This is a genomic window from Agromyces aerolatus, from assembly GCF_031432255.1.
Lineage (GTDB): Bacteria > Actinomycetota > Actinomycetes > Actinomycetales > Microbacteriaceae > Agromyces.
The window spans coordinates 69,049-82,965 of sequence record NZ_JAVKGQ010000007.1; the positions used below are offsets into that span (position 1 = coordinate 69,049).

The 13,917-nt window shown below is 70.0% G+C and carries 4 protein-coding genes; 2 read left to right on the forward strand and 2 right to left on the reverse strand.

The window, feature by feature from the left end; all coding sequences use genetic code 11:
- Window positions 1-120 precede the first annotated feature (120 nt).
- On the forward strand, window positions 121-2,826 hold the full coding sequence (locus RH864_RS10770) for a hypothetical protein (RefSeq protein WP_310517552.1): 2,706 nt from the start codon (window positions 121-123) through the stop codon (window positions 2,824-2,826).
- A gap of 253 nt (window positions 2,827-3,079) precedes the next feature.
- On the forward strand, window positions 3,080-10,999 hold the full coding sequence (locus RH864_RS10775) for a prealbumin-like fold domain-containing protein (protein WP_310517553.1): 7,920 nt from the start codon (window positions 3,080-3,082) through the stop codon (window positions 10,997-10,999).
- A 320-nt stretch (window positions 11,000-11,319) separates the two neighbouring features.
- On the opposite strand, the gene RH864_RS10780 is transcribed toward RH864_RS10775, so the two are convergent.
- Both RH864_RS10780 and sdhA read right to left on the reverse strand, forming a co-directional pair.
- Window positions 11,320-12,093, reverse strand: coding sequence for a succinate dehydrogenase iron-sulfur subunit (locus RH864_RS10780; RefSeq protein ID WP_310517554.1), 774 nt, complete (start codon window positions 12,091-12,093; stop codon window positions 11,320-11,322).
- Window position 12,094: 1 nt separating this feature from the next.
- The gene (sdhA, locus tag RH864_RS10785; RefSeq protein ID WP_310517555.1) at window positions 12,095-13,915 is read right to left on the reverse strand and encodes a succinate dehydrogenase flavoprotein subunit; all 1,821 of its coding nucleotides are present in this window, start codon (window positions 13,913-13,915) and stop codon (window positions 12,095-12,097) included.
- Between the last annotated feature and the right edge of the window lie 2 nt (window positions 13,916-13,917).

The following is a 13,917-nucleotide window of genomic DNA, read 5'->3' on the forward strand; positions in this document are numbered from 1 at the left end:
GGTGTGTCCATCCCGATCGCAGAAAGTTCGACGATGTTCCTCCGTACACGGACCAATTCCGACTCAGATCCGACCACCCCGACCCGGCGCCGTCGCCGAACCGGCCTCGCCACCGCGCTGGTGGCGGCGACCGCCGGCTCGCTGCTCGTGCTGGGCCTGCCGATGCAGGCGACGGCCGAGGAGGTGCCCCTCGATCCGGCCGCCGCCGCACAGGCGCAGGCCACCGAGGCCGGCCCGGCGCCCGACACCCCGACCGAGCCTGAGGCGGGTGTCGTGACGGCGGCCGACGAGCCGGGTGCGGCCGCGGAACCACCGGCCGAGCCCGCACCTGAGACGCCGCAGACCGAGACCCCGCCGGCCGAGGTGCCGGCCGAGACTCCTCCCGCTGAGGTCCCGCCCGCTGAGGCCCCGCCCGCTGAGGCCCCGCCCGCTGAGGCGCCGCCCGCGGGCGAGGCCGACCCGGCTGAGCCCGCCGACGTTCCGGCCGGCACGGCACCGTCGGGAGACGCGGCGCGATCCGGCGGGTCGCACGATGATGACGAGGCCGAGGCATCGCACGACGGCCTGACGGTCTCCAAGGAGGTCACCGACCTGGTCCCGCTCGGCGATGCCGGCTGGCGGGTCGAGTACGCGGTCACGGTCGAGAACGACGGCCGGTACGCCACCAAGTACAGCCTCACCGATTCGCTCGACCGGTTCGGCGACGGCATCAGGTTCGAGGCGGCGGAGTGGACCGGCCCCAACAACACGGACGGCGAGTGGACGGACCTCCCCGACGACCTCGAGGCCCAGCTCGCCGACCGCGTGCAGATCCCGGCGCGATCGACCCACGAGTACACGGTCCGAGTGTTCGCCACCGTGACCCAGGCGTCGTTCGACGACGGCACGTACAAGTGCCAGAAGCACGAGAAGTGGTCGGGCGGATTCCGCAACAGCGTGGTCCTCGAGTTCGCGGGCGGCTGGCGTACGGCCAGCGACTGCGTCACGCCGGACGTCGCCGAGCTGACCCTGGTGAAGCACGTCGACAACACACCGATCGAAGGGCTTGCCGTCGATCCCGCCGAGGCCGCCGACTGGCTGCTCCTCGCCGAGACCATCGGCCTGAACCCGCAGCGGGTCGAGGCGACCGGCAACGAAGACGGCGTGAGCATCATCGTCTCGGCCGGCCTCTGGAACCTCAGCGAGATCCGCTCGCCGGTCTCGACCAACCCGCTCGTGCCCGACTGGTACGAGGCCTCCGATTGGACCTGTGGCTACACCCCCGTCACTGACGGAGCCGTGAGGCTCAAGTCCGGCCGCAGCGTCACGTGCGAGATCACGAACACCGCGAAGCCGAACGTCGAGCTCGAGGTCGTGAAGACCCACCAGCTGCCGCCAGGGAGCGGTGACGCGGTCGAGGCCGGCGACGAGTTCTCGTGGCAGGTCACGATCACCAACGTCGGCATGCCCGTGACGGGCCTGTCACTCGGCGACCTCATCGACGACCAGCTCGAGCAGACCGGACCGGCGACCTTCGAGCCGGCCGCAGGCTGGACGCAGGTCTCCGAGGTGACGGACCCCGAGTTCTACGCCACGTTCGACGGGGCGTTCGACACCGGTGACGTCGTGACCGTCTTCATCCCGGTGCGGATGCTCGAGTCGGATCCGGTGCAGACGCCGCCCGCGGTCGGGTCCGACGACCCGGCGCCCGTGCTGCCGCCGCTCGACGAGTCCCCGCTTCCGAACGAAGCATGCGTGGGCGTGCCCGGGTGGGTCTCGGCGCCCTGGTGCGACGATGACGAGATCCCGGTCAAGCGCATCGACGCCGGTGCGTACGTGCGCTGCGTGAACGACGTGCCGTGGCTGTACTTCGACATCCAGGCGACGCCGTCGGTGCCCGCCGGCCCTGTGACCGTGACCTGGACCTCGGGTGACGGCACACTCACCACGGAGCCGATCCAGCTCGACGCGCTCACCGGGCGACTCCTCTGGCCAGGCGCAGCGGTCGACGAGAACGGCATCCCGTACCAGTGGCCCGGTTGGCGGCCGCTCACCGAGCAGGACCTGACGAATCCGCCGGTGCCCGGAGAGCGGTTCCTCGACCTCATCCTCGACGAGACCGTGCCGACCTATCCCTGGCGCGACATGGAGAATCCGGCGAGCATCACGTTCTCGGTGAACCCGTCGCAGACCGTGCTCGCGCTGTACCCCATGGCTATGCCGAGCTGTGAGATCGAGCGTCCCGCCGAGCTCGTCATCGACAAGACGTCGAGCGTGACGAACGCGGCTCCCGGGACGAACTTCTCGTACATGCTGCAGGTGTCGTCCGTGGGCACCGGAGCGGCCGAGCCGGTCGAGCTGGTCGACGAGATCCCGTCGGACCTGCGCGTCGACTCGATCGCGACCGCTCCCGAGCCGGCGTTCCCGCGCTGGGAGAACTGCACGGTGACCGGCCAGAACAGCGCCGGCTATGGCGGCACGCTGCGCTGCGATCTGCTCGGGGTGCTCGGGCCGAACCTGCCGACCGCCCCGCCGGTCACGCTCTCGGTGCATCTCAACGAGGGTGCGACCGCGACGAGCGTCGTGAACACGGGCGAGGTGTGCTGGGGTGAGTCGACGGGCGATGACGTGCCCGACGTGACCCAGTGCGCCGAGGACTCCGTGACGGTCACGATCCCGCAGAAGCCGGTCACCCCGGTGACCCCGGCATCAGCCGGTGGCCGTGGGCTCGCGAAGAGCGGCTTCGACGGTGCTCCGCTGCTGTGGGCCGGAGGCGCGCTGCTCCTCGTCGGCGGTCTCGCCTCCGCGCTCGCGATCCGGCGACGCCGCGGGGGAGCGTCTGAGTGAGTAGTACCACCCAGTGAGGCCTGGGGACGGCGGCGATCGGCCGCCGTCCCCTCGGCTGTCTCCACGCGGATCGGGTCGCAACCGAAGAAATGGCCCCCGTTTTGGGGTCGTGTCCCCCTTACGGAGGACTGACTCCACCTGCTTGACTGCCAGGGATTCGTGGATACCCGTCCGGCGTTACCCCAATGTGCCGGAACCGCGAAGCCTGCCCAGCCCTACCCCGAGCACCACTTACCCGAAAGATTCCGAGACGTTGCCGAACCCGAAACGGCGGCGCGATCGTTCGCGCGCGCTCACCTCTGCCCTCTCGACCCCTCCCGGCCGCCGCGGCCTGCTCCGCATCGGCCGGCTCGGCTCCGCGCTTGCGGCGCTGACGATCGGCGCACTGCTGACCGTCGGTGTGCCGTCGGTCGCCGTCGCCGCGCCCGTTGCCCCGAGCACGCCGCCGTCGACCTCGTCGCCCGAGGCGACGACGACTCCGGAGGTGCCCGAGAGCGAGGCACCCGCCACTGAGACGCCCGCGACCGAGACGCCGGCTCCCGAGGCCGAGGTTCCCGCAACGGATGCTCCGGCGCCCGAGGCGCCCGCGACCGAGGAGCCGGTGACGGATGTCCCGGCGAACCCCGACTCGACGGGTCCGCCCGCCGCGCTGATGACGCCCTTCAGCGTCAACGGAGACGGGCAGACGGTCGCGAAGACGCCGACCAACTCGACCACGATCATCAAGGTCTCCAAGCGCGACGTGCGTACCGCTTCGGGTGCGAACGACGTCGCGTACACCTACGCCGAGGGCGCGCGGTTCCAGCTGCTGCGCAACAGCGGGAGTGGGACCAGCGGCAGCCCCGGCGCCGTGATCAACGAGCCCTGGGCGCAGTGCACCATCGTCGCGGGTGACGACGGCATCTGTTACTTCTCGGTCCCGAACACGAACTCGAACGGCGCGAACCGCAACGAGCGCTTCTGGGTGCAGGAGATCGCTCCCGTCGCCGGATCGATCGCGGCCCAGAACTACGACATCGTGTCGACCTTCCGCACCGGCGGCGCCGGCAATGCGGGCACCGAGCGCGCCTACGCGTATCTCACCCCGCAGCTGCAGGGCGGGAACACGATCAACATGCCGACCCAACAGGCCGCCGAAGGCAGCGCGTACACCTCGAGCGGCATGATCGCGAACAAGCTCAAGAACCCCGAGCTGCCCCAGCAGTGCACCGCCGGTGTGCGCGTCGCGCTGCTCTTCGACCTCTCGGGTTCGGTCAAGAACGCCGGTGCCGCCGAGACGCTCGGCGATGCGGGCAAGGGATTCGTCGATGCCCTCGCGGGCACGAGCTCGTCGGTCGCGCTCTTCTCGTTCGGCAATACCTCGCCGCGAGACACGACCTCGAACTACCCGAGCGCGCTCGCGGTGGACTCGGGTTCGAACTCGACCACGCTGAAGAACCGCATCGATGGCTACATCGACTCGTTCTACGACTGGAACTACGACTCGAACGGCACGAACTGGGACCGTGGCCTCTGGGAGGTCTCCAAGAACGCCAGCCAGTACGATCTCGTGGTCGTGCTGACCGACGGCAACCCGACCTTCTCGGGGACCGGGCCGACCGGTCCCGGAAGCAGCACGTACTTCCGTGAGCTCGAGCAGGCCGTCTTCTCGGCCAACGCCATCAAGAACCAGGGCAAGCGCGTCATCACGGTCGGCATCGGCTCGGGCCTCGCGCCCTCGAACCTGAGCGCGATCTCCGGACCCGACGGCTATGTGCCCGGGGACACCCTGAATGACGCCGACTACTTCAACACCGACTGGGAGGAGCTCGAGCCCCTGCTCGCCGACTTCGCCAAGTCCGTCACCTGCAACGTGCCCGTGACGGTCAAGAAGGTCGAGAAGGCGCTGAACGGCAACACGTCGGCCGGGGCGAACTGGACCTTCACCCCCGCGACCCCGAGCGCCGGCACGCTGACCCCTGGTGCACAGGCGACCAACGCGCAGGGTGTCGCGAACTGGAACCTGCAGTTCTCCGACCGCGCGCACAGCACGAACCTGAGCTTCACCGAGACGGCGAAGCCGGGCTGGTCGCTCGAGAGCGTCGTCTGCACGAGCAACGGCGCGAACATGCCGGCCTCGATCGACGGCACGACGTTCACGGTCCCGGGCGTCGAGCCCGGCGACAAGCTCGAGTGCACCGTCACCAACGTGCAGGCGCCCTCGACGGTCGAGCTGAACAAGCAGTGGGTCGTGAACGGCGTCGCCTCGCCGCTGAACCAGTTCCCATCCGGCTTCCAGGCCGACCCGACGGTGACGCCCACGGGCTCGTCGGCGATCGCATGGGACACGGTCGTCGGCGGCTACGCCCAGGGCCAGAAGGTCACCCTTGGTGAGAAGAACGTCGTCGTCCCGAACCTGTGCACGCTCACGGGCTCGACCTTCTCGAAGGTCGCCGGTGGCGACATCACCGCGGCCGGCGTCGTGAACGCGCTCGCCGGAGGTGCGAACGAGTACACCGTCACGAACACCGTGACCTGCGACGCGAACCTGAAGCTCGTGAAGAAGGTCGAGAACACGCACGGCGGCACCGCCGTGGCATCCGACTGGAACGGCAACCTGCGCGCGAACGCGACCGCCTTCAACTCGGGTGAGACCAAGCGCGTCGCGCCTGGCTCGTATGTGCTCAGCGAGACCCAGCGCGAGGGCTACGAGCTCGTCGGCGTCGAGTGCACCGGTGCGACCTACAACGGCGACACCGCCACGGTGACGCTCACCGGTCAGCAGTCGGCGACCTGTACGTTCACGAACCGCGACCTCGCCCCGACCCTGACGCTCGTCAAGACGGTCGTCGGATCGGACGTGCCCGCCACCAACTGGACGCTCACCGCGAACGGCAGCACGGGCTCGGTCGTCACCGGCCCGGGTGTCGCCGGCCCCGTGAACGTCCTCGCCGGCGAGACGTTCGACCTCTCCGAGGTCGCAGCCCAGTACGGCGACGAGTTCACCAACGGCTCGTGGACCTGTGACAGCAGCATCCTCGTGCAGGGCTCGAACGGCACGGCCACCACGCTCACGCCGATCAAGCTCGGCCAGCACGTGACGTGCTCGATCACCAACACGGCCAAGCCGGCCCAGGTGACCCACACGAAGACGGTCACGAGTGCCGAGGCGCAGGCCGACGGCACCTGGAACGTCGCGTACGAGGTGAAGGTGACCAACGCCAGCGGCGCGATCGCGGGCAGCTACTCGCTGACCGACGCGTTCCGCTTCGGCCCCGACGTCGTGATCACGGCCGGCAGTGCCGCCGCGACGAACGACGCCGGGATCGACACGACGGCGTGGAACGGCGTCGACGCGACGACCCTCGCGGCCGCGGGCACCGCGATCGCGGCGAGCACCACGCACACGTTCACCATCACGGTGAACACGTCGCTCAAGCCGGGCGCCGGTGAGGCGAGCCTCGAGTGCGGCGAGCCCGGCTCGTCGACCGCGTTCTCGAACGTCGCGACCCTCAACGGCACCACCGACCGCACCGCGTGCGCCGATCCGGCCCTGCCGACCGTCACCAAGACGGCCGTCGGTGCGACCCCGGTCGACGGCCAGCCCGGGCAGTGGGACGCCGCCTACACGATCACGGTCGCGAACGCGTCGTCGAAGCAGGTCTACTTCGACCTGACCGACACGCCGGCCGTGCCCGCGGGCGTCACCGTCGTCGGCACGCCGTCGATCACGCCGGTCGCACCCGCTCCCGCGGAGCTCACCGGCGTCGCCCTCCCGGCGAACACCACGTTCAGCTACGACGTGGTGGTTCGGGTGCAGGTGACCGCCGGCGCCGACGCCGAGGCGCTCGAGTGCACGACCGACGAGGGCGGCATCCGCAACGTCGGCCGGATCGTCTCGAGCGGCCAGGAGCGCACGGACGACGCGTGCGTGACGATCGAACTGCCGGTCGTGACGCACGAGAAGACCGTGTCGAGCGCGAGCCAGCAGGCCGACGGCCGGTGGACGATCGTCTACGGCATCGACGTCGTCAACGAGGGCGAGGTGCCCGGCGTGTACACGCTGCGGGATGCCACCGCCTTCGGCGCGGGCATCGGCTACGACGCCGCCGACGCGACCGTGACCGGTCCCGGAGCGCGTGCGGAGTGGAACGGCGCCGGCGACACGCTCGTCGCGGCCGACCAGCCCATCGGCGCCGACGCCACCGTCTCGTACGAGGTGACCGTCCGGAACGTCACGGTCGCCGAAGGGGTCGTGGGCAGCACGCCCGCGGGCGCCTGCCCGGCCGACGGTTCGACCGCCGACGGCGCGTTCAACAACGTGGCGACGCTGATCAGCGGTGGCACCGAGACCGACGACGCCGCGTGCGCCGCACCGACGCGCCCGGCGATCGCGAAGGACTTCGTCACCGCGACGCAGGACTCGAGCGACGGCACCTGGGACGTCACGTACACGATCACGGTCGACAACACCGCGGCGGGCGCTCGCGACGCGTACTACGCGCTCGCCGACACGACGGCCTTCGCGGCCGACGCCGAGGTGCTCGGCTGGACGGTGAGCCTCGACGACACGACCGTCGTCAGCGGGCCGTTCGGTGACGGCGTGATCGTGCCGGGCGACGCGCAGCGCGCGATCGCCGGCGGTGCGGAAGACGTCTACACCGTCGTGTTCGAGGTGCGGGTCCCGGCCGGCGTCGCGAACGCGGCGTGCACGGGCGAGCCCGGCAACGGCTTCTTCAACACCGCCGTGCTCACCGCCGGCAGCGATCGCGTGAGCGACGACGCGTGCGGTCCGATCACGGACGGCGGCGTGCCGAGCGTGGCGAAGAGCGTGACCTCGACGACGCAGCAGGCCGACGGCAGCTGGGAGATCGAGTACCTGGTCGTGGTGACCGGCAACGCCGACTTCACGACGACCTACTCGCTCACCGACACGCTCGACTTCGGCGGCCCGATCACCGTGGTGTCGGCCGACTGGAGCGGCGAGACGACCGGCGAGTTCGACCTCGAGTCGGGCACTGCCGAGCTCGCGAACGACCGCACGATCGGGGCGACGAAGACGCACGAGTACGTCGTGACGGTCGTGGCCACGGTCGCCGAGGGCGCCTTCCAGGATGACCCGAGCGACCTCGTGTGCGCCACCGGTCAGCCGGTCGGCGAGGGCACCGGGTTCCTGAACCGGGTGGTGCTGAGCTCCGGCAAGGCCGCCGACCAGACGGCCGAGGCCTGCTCGCAGCCGGCGACGCCCGAGATCGCGAAGACGGTGCTCACCGGCCCGATGCAGGACGGTGACGACTGGACGATCAGCTATCGGGTGACCGTCACGAACACGAGCCCCGGCCAGGCGCTCGTCTACGACCTCGACGACACGCTCGACTACGGCGACGGCGTGACGATCGAGCAGGCGACCGCGACCCGCGGCGGCTCGACGATCGACGGCTGGAACGGCCAGGGCGCCACGAGGCTCGCCGAGGACCGCACGCTCGCGGGCGGCGCCACCGACGAGTACGTCGTCACGGTGCGCTTCAGCGTCGCCGACACCGACGACGTGTCCGGATTCGCGTGCACGGGTGAGCCGGGCAGCGGCCTCTTCAACGGGGCATCCGTCTCGTCGGGCGCCGACGAGTACCCGGCCGAGGCGTGCGCCGAGGTTCCGGTGAGCGTCACGGTCGACAAGGTCTGGGTGCTGAACGGCACCGAGTACCCGGTGCTCGAGGCCCCCGCGTTCCTGCGGGACGCCGCGACCCTCACGATCGACGGCGAGGTCAAGGTGTGGGGCGCGACGTACGCGCCGTACGCGGCCGGCGACGAGCTCGTGCTCGGCGAGGACGTGGTCGAACAGCTGCCCTCGGGCTGCGTGTTCGGCTCGCCGACCGGTCTCGGCAGCGTCGCACTCGATTCGTCGGTCAACGAGTTCACCATCGTGAACCCGGTCGAGTGCGAGGCGAACCTGTCGATCGACAAGCGCACCGTCTCGGTCGGCCAGCTCGCCGACGGCACCTGGGACCTCGTCTACGAGGTCTCGGTGGCCAACGACAGCCCCGTCATCGAGATCGAGTACGACCTCGAGGACACGCTCGAGTACTTCGGCGAGGGCATCGACGTCAACGAGGCCTCCTGGTCCGGCGAAGGCCGTTCGGGCGGGTTCTCGGGCGACACCGCGACGCTCGCGACCGACGAGGTCATCGACGGCGGATCCGCACCCCACGTCTACACGGTGACGGTCAACGCGACCGTGACCGGGTCGGCCTGGAGCGGCGACACCACGCTGTGCGAGACCGGTGGCGAGGGCTACCAGTCGGGTGGCTTCCGCAACGTCGCCACCGCGACGGTGGACGGCGAGGAGCCGATCTCCGACACCGCGTGCGCGACGCCCGGCATGCCCGACATCGCGAAGACGGTCGTCGGCTCGCCCGAGCTGCAGGCCGACGGGACCTGGAAGGTCGAGTACCGCCTGACGGTCGAGAACGGGTCGGCACACGATCTGTACTACGACCTGGCCGACACGCTCGAGTACCCGGCGGGTGTCGAGGTGGTCAGCTCGAGCGCGACGACGGATGCCCCGGACGTCGACCCGTCCTCGTGGACCGGCCGAGGTTCGGACACCGTCCTCGCGGACGACGTCCTGATCCCGATCGAGACCACGCACACCTACACGGTGACGGTCATCGCCTCGGTCACCCAGGAGGTCGCCACCGGCGACCTGCTCTGCGACCCCGAGGGCGGCCCCGGCGGGTTCCTGAACGGTGGCGTGCTGACCAGCGGCACGGTGGACACCGAGGTCGAGGCCTGCGCCGAGATCCCGATGGGCCGGCTGACCCTGGTCAAGCACGTCGACAACACGCCGTTCGACGGACTCGACCTCGACGGGAAGACGGTCGGCACCGCCCCCGACTGGACGCTGTCCGCCACGGGCACGGCCGACGAGTTCGTCACGCCGGGCTCCGAGGACGGCGCGACCGCTCTCGTCCCGGTCGGCGAGTACACGCTGGCCGAGGCGCTCACCGAACCGGCCGACAACCCGCTGCTGACGTTCTACGCCGCGGGGGAGTGGACCTGCGACGCAGGCACCGACCCGGTCACGGCCGCGACGGTCGTCGCGGGCGGCGAGATCACCTGCCGGATCACGAACACCGCCCAGCCGGTCGATCTCGCGATCGAGAAGGTCGACGGCGGCGAGTTCGACGGCCAGCCGGCCGTGCCGACCGACGAGAACGCCGAGTACGACTACACCTTCACGGTGCGGAACAACTCGGTCGAGGGCACGCCCGCGGCGACCGGCGTGGTCGTCACGGATGAGCTGCCCGGCACGATCGCGGTCGTGACGCTGCCCGAGGTCGAGGGCTGGACGGTCTCGCTCGAGGGTGAGAGCGACGCCGGCTTCGGCGGCACGCTCACCTTCACGAAGTCCGGTTCGTTCGCCGTGGGCGAGGAAGCCGTGTTCACCCTCCGGGTGAAGACCGCGGCCGACCTGCCCCGTGCGGGCGGCGACCCGACGGCGATGATCCTCGACATCGAGAACACGGCCACGGTCACGAGCGACGGCGTGGAGTCGACGCCCGAGGACAACACCTCGACCGAGGTGACGCCCGTGAAGTCGGTCCAGATCGCCCTCCAGCCGATGTGTCGCGCGAACGCGCCGTACATCGACTGGAACGTCACGCCCCACAACATCGAGGGCGTCGAGACCCCGGCGATCGTGCTGATCTGGTGGACGAAGGCCGCGTACGAGCAGCGCGACCCGTCGATCCCCGCGAGCGACCGTGCGGCGATCCTCGCCGACGGTGCGGCGCGCGTGGACTCGATCGTGCCGCCCGGCACCGCGGTGAACGGTGAGGCCATCACCGGCTCGTCGCTCTGGCCGGGTGCGGTCCTGGACGACGCCGGCAACGGCATCGCCTGGCCCGGGTGGCTCCAGCTGCCCACGGGCCAGTGGATCCTGACCCCGCAGGCGCCGTTCTACGACCTGCGCGGCGACGCGATCGTCGAGGTTCGCATGAACCCGAGCACCGACTCGATCGAGGCATACCCCCCGGCCACGATCGGCTGCAATCCCGCTCCGTCCGGCAAGCTCCCGTCGACGGGCTTCGACGGCGGCTGGATTGCGATCATGGGCGGCGGACTCGTGTTCGCCGGCGTGATGTTCCTGCTGGCGCTGCACCTGCGACGCCGCCGGAACGCGGCGGAGGGCTGATCCCCCCTGAGGTTCTTCGCCCGACAGGCCCCGACGTTTCCCGAAGCGCCGGGGCCTGTCCCTTGCCCGCACGCCCGCCCGAGGCATCCATTCACCCGCTCGAACGGTCGCGGATGGTGGGTGTTCGCGGCGAGCACCCGCCACCAGCGACCGGTCGGCGCCCGCGTACAGGTTCGCGCGGCGTGCGGCGTGCGGCGTGTGGCGCGCGGCGTGCGGCGTGCGGCGTGCGGCGCGCGGCGGCGGGCGGCGTGCGGCGGTGCAACCCGAACCGGCCGCCCGCTCAGAGGAGCGGACGGCCGGTTCGAGGAGTGCCAGAGTGGTTACGGCCGACCGCGCATGACGGCCTGCTTGACCTCGGCGATCGCCTTCGTGACCTCGATGCCGCGCGGGCACGCCTCGGTGCAGTTGAAGGTCGTGCGGCAGCGCCACACGCCCTCCTTGTCGTTCAGGATGTCGAGACGGACCTTCGCCTCATCGTCGCGCGAGTCGAAGATGAACCGGTGCGCGTTCACGATTGCGGCGGGGCCGAAGTATTGGCCGTCGGTCCAGAAGACCGGGCAGCTCGACGTGCACGCCGCGCACAGGATGCACTTGGTCGTGTCGTCGAAGATCGCACGCTCGGCGACCGACTGCACGCGCTCCTTGCCGGGCTCGGCCTCGGTCTTCGCCTGCAGGAAGGGCTGCACCTCGCGGTAGCTCGCGAAGAACGGCTCCATGTCGACGACCAGATCCTTCTCGAGCGGCAGGCCCTTGATCGCCTCGACGTAGATCGGCTTCGAGATGTCGAGGTCCTTGATCAGGGTCTTGCACGCGAGCCGGTTGCGGCCGTTGATGCGCATCGCGTCGGAGCCGCAGATGCCGTGCGCGCACGACCGGCGGAACGTCAGCGAGCCGTCCTGTTCCCACTTGATCTTGTGCAGGGCGTCGAGCACGCGATCGGTCGGGTACATCTCGACGTCGAAGTCCTGCCAGCGCGGCTCGGTGTCCACGTCGGGGTCGAACCGGCGGATCAGGAACGTGACCGTGAAGGACTGGATGGGGGCCTCGGCCGGGGCCTCGGGGGCCTGCGGCTGCTCCAGCGTGGCGGTGCTCACGTCAGTACTTCCTCTCCATGGGCTGGTAGCGCGTCACGGTGACCGGCTTCCAGTCGAGCTGGATGTGGTCGGATGCCTCGGACGAATGCGGGTCGCCCGTGAGGTAGGCCATCGTGTGCTGCATGTACTTCTCGTCGTCGCGCTTCGGGAAGTCGTCGCGCATGTGGCCGCCGCGGCTCTCCTCGCGGTTGCGCGCGGAGTAGACGACGACCTCGGCGAGGTCGAGCAGGAACCCGAGCTCGACGGCCTCGAGCAGGTCGGTGTTGAACCGCTTGCCCTTGTCTTGCACTGAGATCTGCTTGTAGCGCTCGCGGAGTCCGGCGATCACCTTCGTGACGTGGGCCAGCGACTCGTCGGTGCGGAACACCTGCGCGCCCTTGTCCATCTCGTCCTGGAGCTCCTTGCGGATCGCGGCGATCCGCTCGGTGCCGGTGGCCTCCCGCAGCTGCGACAGCATGGTGCGGATGTCGGCGGCCGGGTCATCCGGAAGCGGCGTGAACTCCGCCGTCTTGACGTACTCGACCGCATTGCGGCCTGCGCGCTTGCCGAAGACGTTGATGTCGAGCAGCGAGTTCGTGCCGAGACGGTTCGAGCCGTGCACCGACACGCACGCGCACTCGCCGGCCGCGTACAGACCCGGCACGACCGTGGTGTTGTCGGAGAGCACCTCGGCGTTCACGTTCGTCGGGATGCCGCCCATGGCGTAGTGCGCGGTCGGCATGACCGGAACGGGCTCGTAGACCGGGTCGACGCCGAGGTATGTGCGCGCGAACTCGGTGATGTCGGGGAGCTTGGTCTCGAGGACCTCGGCGCCGAGGTGCGTGCAGTCGAGCAGCACGTAGTCCTTGTGCGGGCCCGCACCGCGCCCCTCCGCCACCTCTTGCACCATGCAGCGCGCGACGATGTCACGCGGCGCGAGGTCTTTGATGGTCGGCGCGTAGCGCTCCATGAACCGCTCGCCCGACGCGTTGCGGAGGATCGCGCCCTCACCGCGCGCGCCCTCGGTGAGGAGGATGCCGAGCCCCGCGAGCCCGGTCGGGTGGAACTGGAAGAACTCCATGTCCTCGAGCGGCAGGCCCTTGCGCCAGATGATGCCGACGCCGTCGCCCGTGAGCGTGTGCGCGTTCGACGTCGTCTTGTAGATCTTGCCGAAACCGCCCGTCGCGAAGATCACGGCCTTCGCCTGGAAGACGTGCAGCTCGCCGGTCGCGAGCTCGTAGGCCACGACGCCCGACGGCTTCTTGGTGACGGTGCCGTCCTCGCCGACCACGTCGGACATGACGAGGTCGAGCGCGTAGTACTCGTTGTAGAACTCGATGCCGAGCTTGACGCAGTTCTGGAACAGGGTCTGCAGGATCATGTGGCCCGTGCGGTCGGCCGCGTAGCACGCGCGACGGACCGGCGCCTTGCCGTGGTCGCGCGTGTGGCCGCCGAAGCGGCGCTGGTCGATCTTGCCCTCGGGCGTGCGGTTGAACGGCAGACCCATGTTCTCGAGGTCGATGACCGCGTCGATGGCCTCTTTCGCGAGGATCTCGGCCGCGTCCTGGTCGACGAGGTAGTCGCCGCCCTTGACCGTGTCGAACGTGTGCCACTCCCAGCTGTCCTCCTCGACGTTCGCGAGGGCGGCGGCCATGCCGCCCTGCGCGGCGCCCGTGTGCGAGCGCGTCGGGTACAGCTTGGAGATCACCGCGGTCTTCGCGCCGGGGCCGGCCTCGATCGCGGCGCGCATGCCCGCGCCGCCGGCGCCGACGATGACGATGTCGTACTGGTGATAGTGGACTCCGTCGACGACCTTCGTCTCGACGTGCTTCTCCGTGGTCACAG